At 64.9% G+C, this 20,582-nt stretch carries 20 protein-coding genes; 9 read left to right on the top strand and 11 right to left on the bottom strand.

The features are described from left to right. The first annotated feature begins 16 nt into the window (after window positions 1-16). Genes AC1RCO_RS20645 through AC1RCO_RS20660 form a run of 4 tightly spaced genes read left to right on the top strand, consistent with a single transcriptional unit; the run spans window position 17 to window position 2,799 of the window. A complete protein-coding gene (locus tag AC1RCO_RS20645; protein WP_492618002.1) occupies window positions 17-898 on the top strand; it encodes a type II secretion system F family protein in 882 nt (293 codons plus the stop codon). A gap of 1 nt (window position 899) precedes the next feature. After that, complete coding sequence (locus AC1RCO_RS20650) at window positions 900-1,784, top strand: type II secretion system F family protein (RefSeq protein WP_011059062.1); 885 nt, start codon at window positions 900-902, stop codon at window positions 1,782-1,784. 11 nt (window positions 1,785-1,795) lie between these two features. Further along, entirely contained in the window at window positions 1,796-2,530 is a 735-nt protein-coding gene (locus AC1RCO_RS20655; protein WP_492618003.1) for a tetratricopeptide repeat protein, read from the top strand. Then, window positions 2,530-2,799 (top strand): DUF3613 domain-containing protein, encoded by a 270-nt coding sequence (locus tag AC1RCO_RS20660; RefSeq protein ID WP_015634009.1) that lies wholly within the window; start codon window positions 2,530-2,532, stop codon window positions 2,797-2,799. The genes AC1RCO_RS20655 and AC1RCO_RS20660 overlap by 1 nt, the downstream gene beginning before the upstream one ends. 43 nt (window positions 2,800-2,842) lie before the next feature. Here the strand turns inward: AC1RCO_RS20660 and AC1RCO_RS20665 are convergent, their stop codons facing one another. Beyond that, window positions 2,843-3,634 (bottom strand): response regulator transcription factor, encoded by a 792-nt coding sequence (locus AC1RCO_RS20665; protein ID WP_065364925.1) that lies wholly within the window; start codon window positions 3,632-3,634, stop codon window positions 2,843-2,845. Window positions 3,635-3,760: 126 nt separating this feature from the next. Further along, on the bottom strand, window positions 3,761-4,228 hold the full coding sequence (locus AC1RCO_RS20670; RefSeq protein WP_401155915.1) for a prepilin peptidase: 468 nt from the start codon (window positions 4,226-4,228) through the stop codon (window positions 3,761-3,763). Window positions 4,229-4,302: 74 nt separating this feature from the next. Between AC1RCO_RS20670 and AC1RCO_RS20675 the strand changes: the two genes are divergently transcribed. Then, window positions 4,303-4,740, top strand: coding sequence for a TadE/TadG family type IV pilus assembly protein (locus AC1RCO_RS20675; protein ID WP_220223637.1), 438 nt, complete (start codon window positions 4,303-4,305; stop codon window positions 4,738-4,740). Then, a complete protein-coding gene (locus tag AC1RCO_RS20680; protein WP_492618004.1) occupies window positions 4,737-7,505 on the top strand; it encodes a PAS domain-containing sensor histidine kinase in 2,769 nt (922 codons plus the stop codon). Before AC1RCO_RS20675 ends, AC1RCO_RS20680 begins: the two co-directional genes overlap by 4 nt. On the opposite strand, the gene AC1RCO_RS20685 is transcribed toward AC1RCO_RS20680, so the two are convergent. From AC1RCO_RS20685 to AC1RCO_RS20705, 5 genes are all read right to left on the bottom strand, one after another. Then, window positions 7,490-9,484 carry a pilus assembly protein TadG-related protein gene (locus AC1RCO_RS20685; RefSeq protein ID WP_492618005.1) on the bottom strand — a complete coding sequence of 665 codons (1,995 nt, stop codon included), beginning with the start codon at window positions 9,482-9,484 and terminating at the stop codon, window positions 7,490-7,492. The two genes, AC1RCO_RS20680 and AC1RCO_RS20685, sit on opposite strands and share 16 nt — an antisense overlap. Before the next feature lie 159 nt (window positions 9,485-9,643). Continuing rightward, on the bottom strand, window positions 9,644-10,201 hold the full coding sequence (locus AC1RCO_RS20690; protein ID WP_011059054.1) for a DUF4136 domain-containing protein: 558 nt from the start codon (window positions 10,199-10,201) through the stop codon (window positions 9,644-9,646). A gap of 38 nt (window positions 10,202-10,239) precedes the next feature. Beyond that, the gene (locus tag AC1RCO_RS20695; RefSeq protein ID WP_019095460.1) at window positions 10,240-10,848 is read right to left on the bottom strand and encodes a DUF4136 domain-containing protein; all 609 of its coding nucleotides are present in this window, start codon (window positions 10,846-10,848) and stop codon (window positions 10,240-10,242) included. An 11-nt stretch (window positions 10,849-10,859) separates the two neighbouring features. Beyond that, window positions 10,860-11,609: a methyltransferase gene (locus AC1RCO_RS20700; RefSeq protein WP_011059052.1), complete on the bottom strand. Its 750-nt coding sequence runs from the start codon at window positions 11,607-11,609 to the stop codon at window positions 10,860-10,862. After that, window positions 11,606-11,911, bottom strand: coding sequence for a MazG-like family protein (locus AC1RCO_RS20705; RefSeq protein WP_011059051.1), 306 nt, complete (start codon window positions 11,909-11,911; stop codon window positions 11,606-11,608). The genes AC1RCO_RS20700 and AC1RCO_RS20705 overlap by 4 nt, the downstream gene beginning before the upstream one ends. A gap of 190 nt (window positions 11,912-12,101) precedes the next feature. On the opposite strand from AC1RCO_RS20705, the gene AC1RCO_RS20710 reads away from it, so the two are divergent. Then, window positions 12,102-12,395, top strand: a complete 294-nt coding sequence (locus AC1RCO_RS20710; RefSeq protein WP_011059050.1) for a hypothetical protein — start codon at window positions 12,102-12,104, stop codon at window positions 12,393-12,395. A 67-nt stretch (window positions 12,396-12,462) separates the two neighbouring features. After that, entirely contained in the window at window positions 12,463-13,809 is a 1,347-nt protein-coding gene (locus AC1RCO_RS20715; RefSeq protein ID WP_011059049.1) for an MATE family efflux transporter, read from the top strand. An 86-nt stretch (window positions 13,810-13,895) separates the two neighbouring features. Here AC1RCO_RS20715 and speA read toward each other — a convergent pair whose 3' ends face one another. The 4 genes from speA to AC1RCO_RS20735 form a co-directional block, all read right to left on the bottom strand. Continuing rightward, a complete protein-coding gene (gene speA, locus AC1RCO_RS20720) occupies window positions 13,896-15,809 on the bottom strand; it encodes an arginine decarboxylase (protein WP_041115725.1) in 1,914 nt (637 codons plus the stop codon). A 222-nt stretch (window positions 15,810-16,031) separates the two neighbouring features. Then, complete coding sequence (locus AC1RCO_RS20725) at window positions 16,032-16,403, bottom strand: translation initiation factor Sui1 (protein ID WP_015634001.1); 372 nt, start codon at window positions 16,401-16,403, stop codon at window positions 16,032-16,034. A gap of 184 nt (window positions 16,404-16,587) precedes the next feature. After that, window positions 16,588-17,124, bottom strand: coding sequence for an NUDIX hydrolase (locus tag AC1RCO_RS20730; RefSeq protein WP_011059046.1), 537 nt, complete (start codon window positions 17,122-17,124; stop codon window positions 16,588-16,590). 3 nt (window positions 17,125-17,127) lie between these two features. Then, window positions 17,128-18,195 carry a DUF2333 family protein gene (locus AC1RCO_RS20735; RefSeq protein WP_011059045.1) on the bottom strand — a complete coding sequence of 356 codons (1,068 nt, stop codon included), beginning with the start codon at window positions 18,193-18,195 and terminating at the stop codon, window positions 17,128-17,130. A 288-nt stretch (window positions 18,196-18,483) separates the two neighbouring features. On the opposite strand from AC1RCO_RS20735, the gene gcbA reads away from it, so the two are divergent. After that, window positions 18,484-20,151 (top strand): diguanylate cyclase GcbA, encoded by a 1,668-nt coding sequence (gene gcbA / locus AC1RCO_RS20740; RefSeq protein WP_015634000.1) that lies wholly within the window; start codon window positions 18,484-18,486, stop codon window positions 20,149-20,151. Window positions 20,152-20,582: the final 431 nt, after the last annotated feature.

The following is a 20,582-nucleotide window of genomic DNA, read 5'->3' on the forward strand; positions in this document are numbered from 1 at the left end:
ACCGGCGAGGTGGCCCATGATCGGTCTGCTGTTTACCTTGATCTGCCTGCTTCTGCTGGGGCTTTCCGGCTGGCTGTTCTACCACGGCGTGCGCAAGACCGAGCGGGAACGAGTGCTCAACCGCCTGGCCGAAGGGCAGCCCGACCTGACGCCGCAACGCACCTCCTGGAGTGGCCTGGAGCGCGCGTTCGCCCGAGCCGGCCTCGGCCAGCCCAGCGAGCGCCTGGGCCTGTGGCTGGCGGTGTGGGTGGTGCTGATGCTGCTGGGCTATGTGCTGGCGAGCTGGCTCGGCCTGTTGGGCGGCATCCTCCTGCCACCCCTGCTGCTGCGGCTGTATATCGCCTGGCTGTATCAGCGCCGGCTCAAGCGCATGATCGAACAACTGCCGGCCTTGCTCGATCACAGCGTGCGCAGCCTGAAGTCCGGGCGCACCCTGGCGGACGCCGTGCTGGGTGCCATCGAGGCCAGCAACGACCCGCTGAAGAACGCCATGGGCCGCATCCAGCGCAACGTGCAACTGGGGGTCAACCTGCCGGACGCGGTCAGCGATTTTGCCGAGTTCTACGAGCAGGACGAACTGCGCATGTTCGCCCTGGGCCTGAAGGTCAATCATCGCTACGGCGGCAACGCCAGCGAGTTGCTGGAAAACCTGATCAAGCTGATCCGCGAGCGCGAGCAAGGGGCGCGGCAACTGAGCGCGATGACCGGGGAAACCCGCATGACCGCCTGGGTCCTGGGAACCCTGCCGCTGTTGCTGGTGAGCTACTTCATGCTGACCAACCCGGGCTACATGCTGGGCATGTGGCACGACTCCGCGGGGCAGAAAATGCTGATCATCGCGGTGTGCCTGCAGATCTTCGGCTGCCTGGCCCTTTGGCGCATGTTGAGGAGCATCTGAAATGCTGGTACTGGCCGCTGCACTGATGTTTCTCGGGGCGTTGCTGCTGCTTGGCAACGGTGTGCTGGAACAGCGCCGGCGCGAGCGCCAGATCGCCCAGCGCTTGCAGGGCAACATGACCCGCGACAGCCGCCTGGGCAACTGGCTGCGACTGCTGGGCGACAGCCGCTTCGGGCAGCGCGCGGTGAGCATGGACAGTGAAACCCAGACCCTGCTCAACCGTCTGGGCTGGCGCCGCGCCAGAGAGCGCTCACTGTTCGCCGCCAGCCAGATCGCCACGCCGGTGCTGGCCGTGTGCCTGGTGATCTTCATCCAGGAAGTGGCCTTTGCCCAGGCCCAGAGCAAGTGGCTGGTACCCATGCTGGCACTCGGTGCCGGCTACCTGCTACCCAAGCGCGCGCTGGCCTACGCCGCCAAGCGCCGGCAGAAGCACATCGCCCTGGAGATCTCGACCTTCATTCCCCTGCTGCGCATCCTGTTCGAGTCGGGCATGGCAGTGGAACAGGCGTTACGCGTACTGAGCAGCGAAGCGCAAAAGCTGCTGCCGGAACTGACCCAGGAACTGCGCCTGATCCTGGCCCGTGTCGACTCGGGGCTGGAGCTGGGCCATGAACTCAACCAGACCGCCACCCTGCTGGCGGTGGACGAGTTCACCGACACCTGCGTGATTCTCCAGCAACTGATCCTGCAAGGCGGCGGGGCAATGAAATCGCTGCAGGCGCTCAAGCAACTGCTGGACGACCGGCGCCTGACCCGCCTGCAGGAATACATCTCGAAAATGTCCGCAAAAATGTCGGTGGTGATGATGCTGTTTCTCTTCCCCGCCCTGTTGATCGTGCTGGCCGGGCCAGGCTTCACCGCCATCGCCCGGGCCTTCGCTTCCTAAGAGGGAACCTGATGAAAGCCATGATTGTCGTTGCCGGCCTGTTGCTGCTCGGAGGATGCGCCAGCAACGGCCAGACGCCCTGGGCGGCCCTGACCAACTCCAGCAGTTGCGCCAAGCTCAGCTCCGAGCAGGAACTGGCAGTGAACCTCGCCGACGAAATGGCCACCGATGGCAAGCTGCACGCCAGCCTGGCCAACCTGCAGAACCTGCCGGACAACCTCGCCGAGGTGCGCGTACGCAAGGCGCGAGTCTATCGGTTGCTGGGCCGCAGTGAGGCCGAACCCTTGTACCGCAGCCTGCTGGGCTCGTGCCTGGCCGCCGAAGGCGAGCACGGCCTGGGGCAGTTGGCGGCAGCCAGGGGCGACAACGGCCAGGCCCAGGCGCACCTGCAACGGGCCGCGCGCCTGGCGCCGACCAATGAAAAAATCCGCAATGACCTGGGGGTGGTCTACCTCAACCAGTTGCGCATCGAGGATGCGCGCTTCGAGTTCCTCACCGCCATCGAGCTCAAGCAGTCCGAGCCCCTGGCGGCCATCAACCTGGTGACCCTGTTGCTCTACCAGGACAACTGGCAGCAGGCCGCGCAAGTGGTCAGCCAGGCGAGCCTGAACCCGCAGCAGTTTGCCCAGGCCCAGGCCCGCGCCGAAGAGCTCAAGGCCCCGACCGCCCCGCGCGCCAAGGTGACCCAGGTCGCCAGTGGCGCTACCACCTTGCAGCCAGACGCCGCACCCGCCAAGGAGCGCTGATGATGAAACTGCCGATGTTCTATTGCACTGCCCTGCTGGCGCTGCCCCTGGCCGCCCAGGCCATCGAGGCCGGCCCTGCTTCACCCCAGCAACAGGAAACCGAAGCCTGGCTACTGTTGCAGAACCGCAACCTGGCGTCCTCGCCCCAGCCTCAGACGGCCACGCCCACCGAACGCGAGCTGGCGCTGCAGCGCTGGCTGAAGAAATACAAATACGAGATCCCGGACCTGTACGACCCGGACGCCGGCGGCAAGGTGGAAACCAAGTAGGAGAAAGCCCGCAACCGGCGGCGAACGGCTCGCCGCCGCAGGCTCAGTGGGCAGTCACCCGCTGGCGCAGCCCGGAATTGCTCGGCGACAGGGCCAGGGCCAGCTGTGTGCGGTTATGCATGTGGGTCAGGCGCAGTACCTGGGAGACATACAGCTTGACGGTGTTTTCGGTGATCCCCAGCTCGCAGGCAATCTGGTAGTTGGTCTGGCCCTTGCCCACCAGTCGGGCCACATCCAGCTGCCGTGGCGACAGCTGGTTGAAGATGGCCGGGATCTCGATGGCATCCCCTTCGCCGGCGCCTTCGCCCCGGGCCTCTTCGCTGCGGCTGGTAGCCGGGCTGCGCCGGACCTTGTCCAGGTCCTGGTACAGGTCATCGATGGATTCGGAAAGAAACTGCAGCTTCTGGTTGAGGTGCCCCAGGTGCAGGTTCTTCTGCCGTTCCTGCAAGGCGACCTCCTGACGCTGCAGGCCTTCGAGGAGTTCGTCCAGGTCGATGGGCTTCTGGTAGTAGTCGGCGATGCCGGCGCGCAGGGCCTTGATCACGTCCTGCTTGTCGGACTGCCCGGTGAGCATGATGGCTTCGAACACCCGCTGCTTGCCGGCCATCCGTTGCAGTTCCTGGACCAGCTGAATGCCGTCCATATCGGGCATGTGCAGATCGCAGAGCACCAGGGAAATTTCCGGGTCCCTGTTGAAGCACTCCAGCGCCTGGCGGCTGGATTGGCAAGGGACACAACGGTAACCGCTGCTTTCGAGGAACTCGCAAAGCTCTTCGACAATCAGGGGCTGATCGTCGACCACGAGCACCTTCATCTGTGAGGTGAGCTTGTTCACGTGCTACTCCGTGCGGGCCAATCGCCGATTGGCCACTCCTGTGCTGCCACGCATGATCCGGGCAGCCACGACTTAAAACCTAGACCTACTTTCCGACTATGTACATAGCATTAATGGGTCCGGCGACTAGTGGATCACGCTCACAGTTAAGACCATTCCAGCCAGGACAAAGGGGGCAAAAGGGTATTTTTTTGACCCCCTCCCAACGCGCCCTGCCACGGGGGTATCAAGTGCTTGTTTCTGCTGGGGCCAGAGCCTGAGCACAAGCAGCCAGAGCAGGCTGCACAGACCGGCGGCGATGAACGTCCCCAGCAGATACAGGGGGCCGGAGGCCAGCCCCAGGGCCGCCATCAACTTGACGTCGCCGGCGCCCATTCGTCCGCTGGCGTAGCCGGGCAAGGTGAACAGCAACGCCAGCAACAACGCCCAACCGCCCTGGCTCGCGCCGGCCCCCAGCCAGGTCGTGCCGCTCCACAGCAGGTAGACCGTCGCCAAGAGCGCGGCGCCAAGAGTCAAACCATTGGCAATATGCCGCTGACGCAAATCCTGCAGCGCACAGATTGCCAACCAACCCCACAAAACCCAGAAATGCATTAGCCAGAACGGTCCCTTTTGCCGGAATGGTCCTATGCTCAATGGACATAGTGGTTGTCAGGGTAGACGCACTCATGAAACCGGGCCTCCCTAGAAAGCAGAAAGGCGCTGTGGCGATCGAATTCGCCGCGGTGTTCGTGATCTTTTTCGCGGTGTTCTACGGTCTTGTCAGCTACAGCCTGCCGCTGCTGATGATGCAGTCGTTCCACCAGGCCACTGCCGAAGCGGTGCGTCGCGCGGTGATGGTCGACCCCAATACCCCGAACTACGCCACCACGGTGCAGAACCTCGCCAACAGCGTGGTGCAGACCCAGACCCAGTGGATTCCCCCGCCCTTCAACTTCGCCGCCACCGACTACAGCGCGGTGTACAGCGCCGGGGTGCTGACGGTCTCGGTGAACTACCCCACCAGCAAGCTGAACCAGGTGCTGCCGCGGCTGGTGCTGCCGGGAATCGGCCCGGTACCCAGCCTGCCCACCACCCTGACCGCTATCTCGAGTCTGCAATTTTGACCTCTGGCGACAAGCTGCTCGGACGTCTACTGGGCCGCCAGGCGCTTCCCGCCGCCCCGCCGCACAGCCCGCTGCCGCCCCAGGCGGTGGGCCTGCAACTGGTGCTCGATCAACAGGGGCGCATCCTCACCAGCCACGGCCCGCTGCGCCACAGCCTGATCCAGCTGCCCCCCTCCCGGGAGCCACCGCACCTGCTGGACTACGTATTGCCCGGCAGCGTCCTGGCCCTTGAGGGCGGCCCTGCCGACTGGAGCGGCCAGGTGCTGGACCTGGACCTGCGCGGCGCCGGCGGCCAGCCCCTGCACCTGCGCGGCTGGGTCCAGCGCTGTGGGCAGGAATGGCACCTGCAACTGCTGGATATCGGCGACCTGGTCCAGCAGCGGCAACAGGCCCTGGGGCGCGAGCAGTGCCGGGTGTTTGCCGCCCAGGCCAGCGAACAGTTGCGCCTGTGCAACCTGACCCGCCTGCCGGACGTGCTCCACGACCAACTCACCGACCTGGCCCGCTATTGGCACATTCCCTGTCTCGGCCTGGCCCTGCTCGACGAGCAGGAGCAGGGCTGGGTGATCCACAGCTGCTACAGCGCCCATGACGCCCCGCGCCTGTGGCAGGAAGGCCAGGCCCTGGGGGCCGGCCTGGACAGCCTGAGCGGCAACACCCCGCAGCACCTGAACCAGATCCAGGGCCTCAACGAACACCCGCGACTGCAAGGCATCTTCGGCCATCGCGAAGGCTTCCTGGTGCCGTATCGGGATGATCACGGCGTCGCCGCCTGGCTCTTGTGCGGCTGCTACGCGGTCCAGCAGCATGCCCCGTACCTGCTGGATCGCGACTGGCTGATGCTCGCCGCAGCCCTGGCCGGGCCCTTGCTCAGTCGCCTGCGGGAGCATCGCCATCACCTGCATCTGGAACGCCTGGAGGCCCTCCAAGGGCTGCTGGGCGCCGGCTGGTGGGAGCTGTGCCCGGACACCGCCGAAGTAGTGCTGGCCAGCCGCCTGGCCGCCAGCCTGCACCTGCCCGAGGATGGCGCCCGCCTGAGCGTGCAGGTCTGGCTGGAACTGATTCATCCCGCCGACCGCGGCGAACTCAGCAGCCGCCTGCAGGAACTGAAACTGGGCAAGCCGCTGCTGCTCAATGTGCGCCTGCACGAGCCCGACCCCAGCGCCCCCCAGCGCTGGTATCGCTTGCAGGGCCAGGCCCTGGGCCGAGGGGAAAGCCAACGCCTGGTGGGTTTCATGCTGGACATCAGCGACATCAAGAACCAACAGCAGCAGGCCGCCGCCGCCCATGCCCGGCTGGACAACCTGATCGCCAGTTCACCGGCGGTGATCTACGTCCAGCGTTACCAGGAAGGCGCCTTGCAGCCGAGCTTTTTCAGCGCCAGCCTGCAACCCCTGCTGGGCTGGAGCCTGGCGGACTGCACGGCGCAGCCCCTGGCGGAGTGGGTGCACCCCGACGACCGCGACCTGTATTTCCAGCGCTGCCGCCAGTTGCTTCGCGAAGGCAGTGTGCATACCCGCTATCGGCTGCGCGATCGCCACGGGGCATACCACTGGGTGCTGGACGAAGCCAAGCTGCTGCGCGACGACCTGGGGTTGCCGGTGGAAGCCGTCGGCCTGTGGCTGGACGTCACCGAGGCAACCCTGGCCGCCGAGCAGGTGCGCCAGAGCGAAGAACGCTATCGGATCCTGGTGGAAGATTCGCCGGCGATGATCTGCCGTTATCGCCCGGACCTGACCCTGACCTTTGGCAACCGGCCGCTGGCGGCCTACCTGGAATGCGCCCCCGAGGAACTGCCGGGCAGCAACCTGGGGCAGTGGCTGTCCGCCGAACAGCGTGAAGGCTTCGAGCGCCGGCTCAAGCTGTTGAGCCCGGAATATCCCGTGAGCACCGCCGAGATCAACCTGCAATTGCCCGGGCGCGAACATGCCTGGTGGGTGTGGTCGGATCGCGGAGTGTTCGATGAACGGGGGCAACTGCTGGAAATCCAGGCCGTGGGCCGCGACAACACCGAAGTCCGGCGCGCCCAGCAGCAGCTCACGCAAAGCGCGAAAATGGCCACCCTGGGGGAAATGGCCACCGGGCTTGCCCACGAGATCAACCAGCCGCTCAACGTGATGCGCATGGCCATCGTCAACGTGCTCAAGCGCCTGGGCAATGGCGACGTGCAGATCGACTACCTCACCGACAAGCTCAAGCGCATCGACGCCCAGGTCCAGCGTGCGGCCCGGGTGGTGGACCACATGCGGGTGTTCGGCCGACGCTCGGAAGTGGAACAGCAGCCGTTCAACCCGGCCCACGCCATCGAAGGCACCCTCTCGCTGCTGGCCGAAGGCATGCGTGGCAAGGGTCTGGAGTTGCGGATCAGCGAGCTGGGGTTCGAGGTCCAGGTGCTGGGGTTTGTCGACCAGTTGGAGCAGGTATTGATCAACCTGCTGGTCAATGCCCGGGACGCCCTGCTGGGCAAACAGGAAAAGCAGCACGACTTCAAACCCTGGATCGCCGTGTACGGCCAGCGCGACGAGCAGTGGGTACGCCTGTGGGTCGAGGACAATGGTGGCGGCATCGACCCGCGCCTGCTGGAGCGGATCTTCGAGCCGTTCTTCACCACCAAGCCGGTGGGCATCGGCACCGGGCTCGGGCTGTCGGTGAGCTATGGCATCGTGCAGAACATGGGGGGCCGCCTGAGCGTCAGCAACAGCCAGGACGGCGCGCGCTTCTGCATCGAACTGCCGATCGCCGAGGCGGATCAGATCACCAGGTAGGCCTTGCCGGTCTGCCCGCAGGTGAGGTTGGCCCCCACTTCCACGTCCATCAGGTTGATCCCCAGCCCCGACAGCAGGTTATTCAGCAGAGGGTCCAGCAGCGGGCTCAGGAGCCCGGTGATCAACGGCGTGAGCAGGTTGCTGACCCCGCTGATGGCCGAAGCCAGCCCCGTGACAATGGCCCCCAGCGGGTTGTTGTTGACCGGCTTGTAGACGATCAGGTTGATGCCGGCCAGGGTGCCCGCCAGGCTGTTGACGATGTTCGTGGTCGGGGCCGCCGTCTGGTAAGTCGGGGTCTGATTGACGTTGGGCGGTATCGGAAACGGCGACGCCGAGCTGGAGAACACCAGGTCCTGGGTATTCTGCGCCACGCTGGTGTTGACCATCACCGCGATGCCGCCGCCCGCGTAGTGCACCACCGGGTCGCAGCGCCCCGGCAGGACCAGGAACTGGTAGCAGGTGCGTATGCCCAGGTCCACCAGCGGCAACGGCTTCACCACGGGCTCGGCGGCAGACGAAAAGGCATTGGCCGGGTCGATCTGGCCGACCTTCAAGTCGGCGATGGAACTGATGGCATGGGCGGTCAGGCTTTTGGTCCCGCTGTTGTTCACCGGGCAGCTGTAGTCGGTGACATAGACAATCGCGCCCCCCGCGTCCAGGCTCAGGTCGATCTCCGATGAGGAGGCGATGGCCGGGTATAGCTGTTCGCACCCCGCCCCCAGCAGGCATAACGCCGAACCCAGGGTCGCCACCAGGTTCAGGCTCAGCAGGCTGTTCAACACCGGGGTCAGCGGCGCCACCAGGTTGCCCACCGCGGTGCTCAACCCGGAAACCAGCGGCAGGGACAGATTGACCCGCACCAGGGTCCGTACCTGCGCAGTGCGCACATAGATCCGGTTGGCGCCCATGGGATCGGCCTTGGCCAGCGCCGGATTGCCGATGGCCGACAACTGCGGCGGCTCGATGACCTTGGCCTGCACCGTGATATTGGCCAGCCCCAGCACGTTGATCGGCAAGGTCGCCGCCACCGCGCTGTTGCTGTTGGACAACTGGATCACCGCCTGCAACAGCTGGAACAGTTGCAGGTTGGCATCCAGGGCGGTGCTGGGCAGGCCGGTCTGCAACTGCAGGATATCTCCCAGCTTCAAGGGCGCGGCATTGATCGCGGCAACCTGCAGGTTGCCCAGGGCGGTCAGGATGTCGGCGGTGGCGCCATTGGCCTGGACCACGGTGATCGCCGCCTGGATCAGTTGTGTCACGCTGGTGGTGGTATTGAGCAACTGGGTGTAATTGCCAGCGGCCACCCCCAGATTGATCGCCAGTTGGTTGAGGTAGCTCAGCAGGTTGATGTTGGTGTTGAGCAAGCCGTTCCAGCCCACTGCGCTGAGGCTCAGGCTGCCCCCCAGCATCCCGCCCACCAGTGGGTTGAGAATGCTCGATTGCGCGGTACTGACGGTGCCCAGGGTGCTGCGAATGCTCAACTGCGCCACGGTGGGCGTCGGCGCCGCGGCAACGGCCGTGGCGCTGAGCTGGGTGGTGAGGTTGATCGGCCCCGGTGTGAACAGGGCCGCCACCCCCGATGCCACGCTGATGGGCACGGTATGGGTGGCGATCACCCGTATCGCCACCGCTTGTGCAGGGTTGGCAGTGAAGGTCCGCAGGCCGTTGGCCCCGGTGGTCAGGGAACCGCAGGAAGTGCTCAGGCTACTGCCGGTGGCTACGGTAAAGCCGTTGCGGGTGGCGTTCTGGCCGGCGTAGGCAGCGGCCGTCAGGCCGGCCTGGCAGGTGCCGCCACGGCTGACGGCCTCCAGCGCGGCGTTGTCCGCCACGCGCTGCAATTTGCGCTGTTCCATGTAGAGCCGGCCGCTGTCCACTACCAGCAGCATCAGCAACAACGCCAGGCCGAAGGTCACCGCCGCCATCAGGCCAATGGCCCCGCGCTGACGGGCCGGGCCGTAAAACCGCTTCAGGGGAGACATCGGGGCACTCCTTTACCGGCTCGCAGCCGAGCGCTATCTCCATCGATGAAAGCAGTGTAGTCAAAGGCCGTGGCAGACGCCGGCCGGGGCGCAGGGGCGCCGGACTGGCGGCATCAGGCAGGGCCGCACACCCTGTGCCGCCCTGCCCGGTCGAAGGTTTCAGTGGGGCGGGTAGTTCTGCAGGATGCGCATCACCGTAGTGCGAACCGCGGCGCTGCGATCTGCCGGGTTGGGCGAGCTGCTGAGCATCTGCTCGTCGCTGCCGCGCCACACCAGCTTGCCGTCCTTGCCGTCCAGCAGGTCGATCTGGATGGTTGCCACCTTATAGGTGATGTTGCGGGTTTCGTTGTACATCGGCCCGCCCCAGTAGCCATTCCACGGGCCGCCCCAACCGCCGCCATAGTTGGTGGTGACCTGCTGCTGGCGGTCCTCGACGATCAGGTACGCCTGCACATTCAGGTCGGCCCGGGCACCGCCCTGGGCCGGACGCAGGCCGCGCTGGTCCAGTTGCTCGGCCACCGCCTGGCGGATGCGCTGTTCGGTCAAGTCGCTCTTGATCCGTGGATCATCCGGGCGGTATTGCAGGGCGGGTTCTTTCCAGTTCCAACTGCGGTAGGCACCAAAGTCCCGGCTGGCGTCGAAGTCATGATTGACCTGGTTGGCGGCGCAGGCACTGAGCAAGGCGGCACACACCAGTAGAGCGATTCGATGGAACATGCTGTTTCTCCGCTTGAAGACAAAAACCGGGGGCGATCCTAACTGGGAGGATAGGCCGCCATTGCCTTTTGCACCGCCTCACGCAAGGCATCGGCCCGCTCGCCGAGGCTGCCGCGGCTGCTGGTCTCGGCGCTGGCGCTCCAGACCGGCTGGCCGCTGGCGCCGTCATACAGGTTGACCCGCACCACCACCACTTCCACCTCGTAGGTGCGCACCACCGGCACGCTGCCGTACATGCCGTAGCCCGGGCCATAACGGTTATAGCCGCCGTAACCGCCATACCCGTAGTCGTCCTGGACCTGGCGCAGGCGCTTTTCCAGGTGCAGGTCGGCGCTGACCCACAGGTCCGCCGGCCGGTTGTCATGCACAGGGCGCAAACCCTGCTGATCCAGGGCATTGCTGACCGCCTCGGCAATCTGCGCCGAGTCGGCCCAGGCCGAACCGCTGGGCAGGCGGCCATTGAGCCAGGCCCAGTTGCGGTAGCGGCCATAGTCCCGTTGCGGCGCCGGGTAGGCGCTGCGGTCAAAGGTGTTGGCCGCTTGCGGCGGGGCCGGCGGCAGCGGGTTGGAGCTGGCGACATAGGGGTTGCTGCCCTGACAGGCGGCAAGCCCCGAACACAGGAGGATCAGACCCAGGCGGTGTTTCATTGCACACTCCGTTAGACCGGCCGGCACAGCCAATGCAGATAACGCCCAAGCCCGGCGAAACTTGGGTGTCGACGGTGAGCCAGCTCCATTTCCAGCAGATCCGTCAGCTCGGCACGGGCCTGGAACTCCACCGGCATGTAATCGTGGAAAACCCGCACTCCGCTCTGGCTTTCGACTCGCCACAGGCCCTCAAGTTGCGCCGCCAGCTCGCGAGGATCAAGGGGCTGTTGCGGGGTCAGGCTCTGTTTCTCGCCGGCCATGTCGTTCTTGCGCATCTTGCGGAAGTGGCCCTTGAGCAGGTTGCGGTAGACCAGTGCGTCGCGGTTGTAGAAGGCCAGGGACAGCCAGCCATCAGCGGCGGTCAACTGATGCAGCACCGGCAGGATCGCGTGGGGTTCGGCCAGCCATTCCAGCACCGCGTGGCACAGCACCAGGTCGTAGGGTTCGGTCAGTTGCCCCAGCAGTTCCTGCCAGGGCGCCTGGATGAAGGTGGCCTGCTGCCCGGCGTCGGCAAAGCGCTGGCGGGCGCCTTCAAGCATGGGCGCGGCGGGCTCGGCCAGGGTGACCTGGTGCCCGCGCTCGGCCAGCCACAAGGACATGTGCCCCAGCCCGGCGCCGATATCCAGCACCCGCAGTGGCCGCTCGGGCAGCGCTTCCTTGAGATCGGCCTGGAGCACCGCCAGGCGGATCGCGCCTTTGGCGCCGCCATAGATCTTCTCGGCGAAACGGGTCGCCAACTGGTCGAAATGCCGGTCGCTCATGAGCAGAACCGCCGTTCGCTGTCCGCCAGCTTGCTGCGTACCACCTGGTCCATGTCCAACCCCAGCTCGCTGCACAGCAACAGCAGGTAGAGGACGATATCCCCCACTTCCTGGCCGGCATGGGCCAGCTTGTCTGCTGGCAGTTGCCGCGACTGGTCCTCGCTCAGCCACTGGAAGATTTCCACCAGCTCGGCCATTTCGACGCTGGCGGCCATGGCCAGGTTCTTCGGGCTGTGAAATTGCCGCCAATCGTTGCGGTCACGAATGGCGTGCAGGCGTTGGGTCAGTTGCTCTAGGTTCATCGGGGTCTCCTGAAGGCGTATAGCTTCCGGGGGATGGGCGTGGGACGCAAGAGCGCTTTCGCTGGCCAGCCGGCTCCTCCAGAATGCGCAACCCCCGGCAGCTTCTATGCTTAACAGGGAACTCGCCACGGGTGTTCATGGCCCAAGCTTGAGCTCGGGCACTCGGCCCATCTTTCATCAGGACGCGCACATGCAGGTAGAAAGTTTCTTCGAATGGCTCGGCCAGGCCATCGGCTCGGTGATCCGCTTTATCGTCGACCTGCTCAGCGGGTTGTTCAATACCCTGACCCACGCCGGGGGCAACTTTGTCGACGGCCTGTCCCGCGCTCTGGGCATGGACACCTCGATCGTCAGCATCATTGCCCTGATCATCGGCCTGATGTTCCTGTACTCGGCGATCCGCGCCTTCATGCGAGCCTCTATCATCCTCGGCATCATCTGGCTGGTGCTCGGCCTCTGGCTGCTGAGCTGGATCATCCACTGATCCCCCCGCACTAACCCCCGGCGCCCGCGGGCGCCGGGTACAATGCCCGCTCTCGCAAGGAGCCTGCATGCCCCCCCTGATTTCCGATTGGCGTCACCGCCCCACCCATCGCCGCGTCTGGGCCCTGGCCGCGCCGATGATCCTGTCGAACATTTCCGTGCCCCTGGTAGCGCTGGTGGACAGCACGGTGATCGGCCACCTGCCCCACGCCCACCAGCTGGGCGCCGTGGCGGTCGGTGCCAGCCTCTATACCTTCCTGGCCTGGGCCATGGGCTTCCTGCGCATGGGCGCCACCGGCTTCGCCGCCCAGGCCGCCGGGCGCGGCGACGGGGCGGCGCTGCGGCAGATCCTGCTCCAGGGCTTGATACTGGCCATGGGGCTGGCGCTGCTGCTGGGCGCCATAGGCGTGCCCCTGAGCGGCGCGGCGCTGCACCTGATGCAGCCCTCGGCGGAGCTGGACCAGATGACCCGGAGCTTTTTCCACACCCGCCTGCTGGGCCTGCCCGCGGCCCTGGCCAGCTTCGCCCTGGTGGGCTGGTTTCTCGGTACCCAGAACGCCCGGGCACCGCTGGCCATCCTGCTCAGCACCAACGTGCTGAACATCGCCCTCAACCTGTGGTTCGTCCTCGGCCTGGACTGGGGCGTGGTGGGCTCGGCCCGGGCTTCGGTGATCGCCGAATGGAGCGGCGCGCTGGTCGGCCTGGCCATGACCCGGCCGGCCCTGCGGGCCTATCCGGGGCAAATCGCCTGGGCGGCATTGCGCCGCTGGCAGAGCTGGCGCCCGCTGCTGGCGGTCAATCGTGACATCTTCATCCGCAGCCTGGCCCTGCAATCGGTGTTCTTCCTGATCACCGTGCAAGGCGCCCGCCTGGGCGATGCCACAGTGGCGGCCAATGCCCTGCTGCTCAACGGCCTGCTGCTTACCGCCCATGCCCTCGATGGCCTGGCCCACGCAGTGGAGGCCCTGTGCGGCCACGCCATCGGCGCCCATGACCGCCCGGCCCTGCGCCGCTCGCTGGTGGTAGCCGGAGGCTGGTCGCTGCTGGCCAGCCTGGGGTTCGCCGTGCTGTTCCTGCTGGGCGGTCACCTGTTCATCGAAATGCAGACCGATATTCCCGACGTGCGCCAGACCGCCTTTACCTACCTGCCCTACCTCGCCGTACTGCCGTTGATTGCGGTCTGGAGCTACCTGCTGGACGGCCTGTTCATCGGCGCCACCCGGGCCCGGGAAATGCGCAACGGCATGCTCCTGACCGTGCTCCTGCTGCTGCCCTTTGCCTGGGCTCTGCAAGGCCTGGGCAACCACGGCCTGTGGCTGACGTTCCTGCTGTTCATGTTCCTGCGCAGCCTGACCCTTGGCGCCTTCGCCTGGCACCTGCAGCGCCGCGACCGCTGGTTCGCCGAGGCTCGCTGAACCTCGTGCCCGCAGGCCGCACAGCCTGAATTGCGGGCAAAAAAAACCCACCGCAAGCGGTGGGTTTCCAGGGTTCGCCGGGGCTGTCAGGAAGACAGGTAGGACGAACGGGTCAGGCCCAGGCGCAATGCGTCAAGGAACTGGGTACGCTCGGCGGCGCTGATCTTGGCGCTGGCCACCTTGTCGCGGTAGTGGGTCATCAACTCCTCCGGCGACAGGTGCACGTAGCGCAGCATGTCTTCGATGGTGTCGTGGGTCTCGATCCCGGCGTGGTACACGCTGCCATTGGCCCGCTGGTAGATGTTCACCGAGTCGGTGTCGCCGAACAGGTTGTGCATGTCACCAAGGATTTCCTGGTAGGCGCCCACCAGGAAGATCCCCAGCAGGTAGTCCTCGCCCTCGTTGAGGCCGTGTACCGGCAGGCTGGTCTCGATGCTCTGCTCGTCGACGTACTGCTTGATCTTGCCGTCGGAGTCGCAGGTCAGGTCCTGCAGCACCGCGCGGCGCAGCGGCTCTTCGTCGAGGCGGTGCAGCGGCAGGATCGGCAGGACCTGGCCGATGGCCCAGGTGTCCGGCAGGCTCTGGAATACCGAGAAGTTGCAGATGTACTTGTCGGCCAGCTTGTCGTTGAGCTCGTCCAGCACCTGGCGGTGGGAACGCTGGCGCGCCTTGAGCGAGTTGTGCAGGCGCCGGCATACGGCGAAGTAGCACTGCTCGGCCAGGGCTTTCTCGGCCAGGGTCAGCTTGCCGTCGGCGTACTGGGCGGCCACGTCGCTCATGTAGTGAGTGGCGCGCCAGTAGGTTTCGGTAACCATTTCAATGTCGGTCGGGCCCAGCAGGTCCACCAGCCATTGCACGGTTTCCGGCAGCTCCTGCTTGTTGTCGATCTGCGGCACGTCGTCGTTGTGCTTCTCGACGTCGGTGACCTGCACCACCAGCATGGCGTGGTGGGCGGTCAGGGAGCGGCCGCTCTCGGAGAAAATGTGCGGGTGCGGCAGGTTCTGCGCGTCGCAGAATTCCTTGAGCATGCCCACCACCACGCCGGCGTAGTCGTCCATGTCGTAGTTGATCGAACTGGCGTTGCGCGAGTGGGTGCCGTCGTAGTCCACACCCAGGCCGCCGCCGACGTCGATGTGGTCCACCGGCAGGCCGAGGTTGCGCAGCTCGCCGTAGTAGCGGATCGCTTCCTTGAAGCCGTGCTGGTAGTCCGCCAGGTTGGCGATCTGCGAGCCCATGTGGAAGTGCAGCAGGCGGATGCCCTGGTCCAGGCCGGCGGCGCGGAAACGTTCCACCACCGACAGCAGTTGCGCCGCCGACAGGCCGAACTTGGACTTTTCACCACCGGTGTCGGCCCACTTGCTCGAAGCCAGGGACGACAGGCGCACCCGCAGGCCCACCTGTGGCTTGACCTTGAGGGACGCCGCTTCCTCGATCACCAGGCCCACTTCGGACTCTTTCTCGATGACGATGAACACGTTGTGGCCCAGCTTCTGGCCCATCAGCGCTAGGCGGATGAACTCGCGGTCCTTGTAGCCGTTGCAGACAATGGTGCCGCCCTTGGGCGCCAGGGCCAGTACCGCCAGCAGCTCCGGCTTGGAGCCGGCTTCCAGGCCGATGGAAACATTCTGGGTGGCGATGATGTTCTCGATCACCGCTTCTTGCTGGTTGACCTTGATCGGGTACAGCGCGGTGTACTTGCTCTGGTATTCCAGGCGCCCGATGTTAGCGTCGAAGGCACCGGTCAGCTGGCGCACGCGGTCCTGGAGGATGTCCGGGAAGCGCACCAGCAACGGCAGGGACAAGCCGCTCTTGCGCAGCTCCTCGACCTGCTCGAACAGATCGATGGGCAAGCTGCTCGGGCCGTTCGGACGAACTTCGACGCGACCGGCGTCATTGATCGCGAAATACCCGGCCCCCCAATGGCGAATCCCGTAGACACTGCGGCTGTCCGCAACTGTCCATTGGCTGCCATCGTCTTTACGTGTGCGTCGTACGGACATCGAAGTCCCCTATAAAGAAGTCATAGAGCGCCGCCCCACTCCAGGGCTGGCGCAGTCTAAAGAATGAAAATGACGATTAGCCTGCAAGCGCAATAGACCGCGCCCGCCGTGCCGAGTTTAGAAACCGTTCATGAACAGGCTCTGTGAAAACCATGGAGACGACGCCGGTGTCCTGAGCGAATCAAGACAGGGTCCAGTCACAGGTGGTTTTCACAGAGGCTGCTAGCCGCCGGACTTCTTCGCCTTGAAACCGTGCTTGACCAGTTCCGCCAAGAGTAGCTCGACATGGTCGCCCTGGATTTCGATGACGCCGTCTTTCAGGGCGCCGCCGGTGCCACAGCGTTTCTTCAGCGTCGTGGCCAGCTCCTTGAGAGCATCTTCGGCCAGGGGCACGCCGGTGATGGTAGTCACCGTCTTGCCGCCACGGCCCTTGCTTTCGCGGCGCACGCGGGCAATGCCGTCGCCGGCCGGGATCACGGTTTGTTTGCAGATACAGGCGGCTACCGGCTGGCTACAGTCCGGGCAATGTCGACCTGCGTCGGTGGAAAATACCAGGCCACCAAGGGCGGCGAAGGATGCGGCTTTTTTGGCCACCGGCAATCCTCTTGGGAGGACAAAGACTGGTCGAAGCACATGGCGGTGCCATCGACCGCGAAGCCCCACTCAGGCAGGGGCAGCGCTACTGAACCAGGGCAGCCTGGTTCAGCTTGAAAAGTCGCGCAGTGTAACGGCAAAAAGCCCGGTTGCTAAGAGCCAATCAGCGCCAATTTATGCAACTTTAGCGACGCCGTGCCAGATAGCGCTGCAGGGCAGCCAGGGAGTCCGGGCAATAGGGCTTTTCGTGGATTTCCCGCAGCACCTGATCCAGTGGCATGAAGTGCGCTTCGAGGACTTCTTCCGGCTGCAGGCGCAGCGGGCCGTCCCACACCGCACAGAACGCCGAGCACCAGAGGCGGTTGCCGGTGTCCTCGAAGAAGAAATGATCGTGGGCGACCAGCTCCACCCCGCTCACCCCCAGTTCCTCCTCCAGTTCCCGGGCGGCCGACTCGGCGTAGCTCTCGCTGGCCAGGACCATGCCGCCGGCGGCGACGTCCCAGTAGCCCGGGTAGATGGCCTTGCTCAGGGTTCGCCGGTGCACGCACAGCTCACCGGCGGAGTTGAACAGCATGATGTAGGTGCCACGCCCGATCAGGCCGCGCTCGCGCAACTCGGAACGGACCATGGCGCCCAGCAACTGGTCTTCGCCATCGACCCAGGCAATCTGTTCTGCATCGGAGGCGGCGCGGTGGGCCGCCTCTTTGTCGGTTGCGACCATGGATCAGCCTTGATTGAGCAATTGACGCAAGTCGATGACCGCCGCGTTGGCCCGGGAAATATAGTTGGCCATCACCAGCGAGTGGTTGGCCAGCACGCCGAAGCCGCTGCCATTGAGAATCATCGGGCTCCAGACCGGCTCCTGGGACGCTTCCAGTTCGCGAATGATCTGGCGCACGCTGACGGTGGCGTTCTTCTTCGCCAGCACATCGGCGAAGTCCACCTCGATGGCCCGCAGCAGGTGCGACAGCGCCCAGGCCTGGCCACGGGCTTCGTAGAACACGTTGTCGATCTGCATCCACGGGGTTTCCACCACTTCTTCATCAACCTGCGGGCCCTGGCCCGGGGCCGGCACTTCGGTCTTCAGAGCAGTATTGAGCTTGACCCGGCCGACGCTGGCCGACAGGCGCTGGGACAGCGAGCCCAGGCGCGTGCCAACGTCACCCAGCCAGTTGTTGAGGTTGTCGGCGCGGGCATAGAACTGCGCGGTCTTCTGGTTCGGATCGGACAGACGCGCCTGGTAGCGGCTCAGGGAGTTGATGCCTTCCTGGTACTCCGATTCGCTGGACGGCAGGATCCAGCTCTTGTTGTCGAAGTTGAAGCGCGGCTCGGCCTTGGCCAGGTCGGCGTCTTCGGCGGACTGCGACTGGGAACGGGCGAAGTCCTTGCGCAGGGCACGGGTCAGGTCGCGGACCTGGACCAGCACGCCGTATTCCCAGCTCGGCATGTTGTCCATCCACAGCCCCGGTGGAAAACGGTCGTTGGAAATGTAGCCACCCGGCTTGTCCAGCAGGGTGCCGACCACGGTCTTCAGGGTTTCCACGGTGGTGTAGCCCACCACCATCTGTCGGCCTTCCTTCTCGGCGGCGATCTGGGCGTTCTGCTGGACCGGGAACAGCGCCGGCTCCTGGCTCCAGTACCAGCCCAGGGCACCGGTGACCAGCAGATACAGGCCCAGCAAGGTGGCCAGGGCACGACTGAACAGCAGGCCACCGAAATAGCTGCGTGTCGCCGACTTGGGTTCGGCAGCACGATCTGGCGCGCTGCCTGCGCGATTCTTCCAATCCAGCATGGCTATGTCCTTTCAATCACTTGAGTTCATCGGTTCGACCACAACCCTACTCCATCGTGCCTTGCCTTGACGGGATAAATCTTCCGGCAAATGCGCGCCGCGCAATGATTGCGAATCAGCTGGCCACTATAAATGAAGCACAGTCCGGAGCCTACGCGACCAGTCGGTCAGGAACTGAATAACGTCGCTTTGCACATTATTGACGTACGACACTCATGGGACACAAAAGTGGTGCTAGCATAGAGCCACCAGTCGATCTCAGCATGCACCCTAACTAGTAGTCAGGATATGACCGAGCCAGAAGACCCCAGCCGTGAGCGCCTCAAGCACCACTTTGCCCAGCGGGTAATTCATCAGGCACGTCAGATTCTTGAGATATGGCAGCGTCTGCAACGCAGCGAATGGTCGACCACCGACATGTCGGAGCTGTGCGAGGCCAACCTGCGCCTGCTGCGCTTCGCCGAACGTTTCGAACAACCCGAACATACCCAGCTGGCCCGCAGCATCAGCCAGTCCCTGGAAGCGGTGGACGCCAACCGTGGCCGCCTCAGCAGCAACCTGATCACCGACCTCAACCGCCTGATGCAGCGCCTGTCGCGCACCGGGCTGCGCCACGGCGACCAACTGGAACAGACCTTCCTGCCGCCCCTGCGCAAGCCGATCTACGTGATGCTGCAGGACCACGACCGGGCCGAGCGCCTGGCCAAGCAGTTGGAATTCTTCGGCCTCAGCGCCCAGTCCCTGGACAGCATTCCGGCCTTTCGTTCGTCCATGGTCGAACGCCTGCCGGCGGCCATCGTCATCGATGTGGATTTCTGCGGTGCCGGCATGGGCCTGACCCTGGCCGCCGAGGCCCAGGTCGGCCTGGAGCAGAAACTCCCGCTGCTGTTCTTCAGCCTGCATGAAACCGACACCCCGACGCGCCTGGCCGCAGTGCGCGCCGGCGGCCAGGAATTCCTCACCGGCACCCTGGAAGCCTCCAGCCTGCTGGAAAAAATCGAAGTACTGACCTGCGTCGCCCAGTACGAACCATATAAAGTGCTGATCATCGACGACTCCCGGGCCCAGGCCCTGCACACCGAGCGCCTGCTCAACAGTGCCGGGATCGTCACCCGCACCCTGATCGAACCGATCCAGGCCATGGCCGAGCTGGCGGACTTCCAGCCGGACCTGATCATTCTCGACATGTACATGCCGGCCTGCACCGGCACCGAACTGGCCAAGGTAATCCGCCACAACGACCGCTACGTCAGCGTGCCGATCATCTACCTGTCCGCCGAGGACGACCTGGACAAGCAGCTGGACGCCATGAGCGAAGGCGGCGACGACTTCCTCACCAAGCCGATCAAGCCCCGGCACCTGATCACCACCGTGCGCAACCGCGCGGCCCGGGCGCGCAACCTCAAGGCGCGAATGGTCCGCGACAGCCTCACCGGCCTGTACAACCACACCCATATCCTGCAACTGCTGGAAGACTGCAGTTTCCGCGCCCGTCGCGAGGGCAAGCCGCTGAGCTTCGCCATGCTGGATATCGACCACTTCAAGCGGGTCAACGACAGCCACGGCCACCCCATGGGCGACCGGGTGATCAAGAGCCTGGCGCTGTTTCTCAAACAGCGCCTGCGCAAGACCGACTTCATCGGCCGCTACGGCGGCGAAGAATTTGCCATTGTCATGCCCGACACCGACCAGGACGCCGCGTGCAAGGTTCTGGACGAAATCCGCCAGCGCTTTGCCGAGATCCACTACCCCGCCCAGCCCCAGGACCTGTGGTGCACCTTCAGCGCCGGGGTGGTGGAAATGCAGGAGGATTCCGACAGCCTGATGATGGCCAGCCAGGCCGACGAAGCCCTGTACCGGGCCAAGCATGGCGGGCGCAATCGGGTCCAGGCCGCGCGATCAAGTCAAAGTGCCATCTTTTCATCCGAATCCACCGATTCGGTCATAACCTTGTAATACAAACGCAATAAATTCAGGCGCTTACCATTTAAGCCGTTGGTAGAACCCCGATGCGCCTGAAGCTGCTGACCAATCTCAATACCCTGCTGCTCGTTGCCGTTTGCCTCGCCCTTGGGGCGACGCTCTGGTGGTCGCAACGGGCCCTGGAACGCCCCTATCTATTGATGGAGCGCTACCTGGGGCTGTCCCAGCAGTTTCAGAACCAGGTGGCGCGCAATATCGAAGACTACCTGGCCAGCGGCGATGCCCTGCGCCTGAGCAGTGCGGCCCAGGCCCTGGAAACCCTGCAGGGCGAGCTGGGCGAACTGCCGCCACCGCTGGCGCAAAGCCTGCGCCCGAGCCTGGCCAGCCTCGACGACTTCAGCAAGACCGACCTGCTGGCCGCCGGCAAGCTGGCAGGCGATCCCCAGGCCCTGCTGTTGCAGGCC

The sequence above is a fragment of the Pseudomonas sp. GW823-FHT03E05 genome (assembly GCF_058796855.1).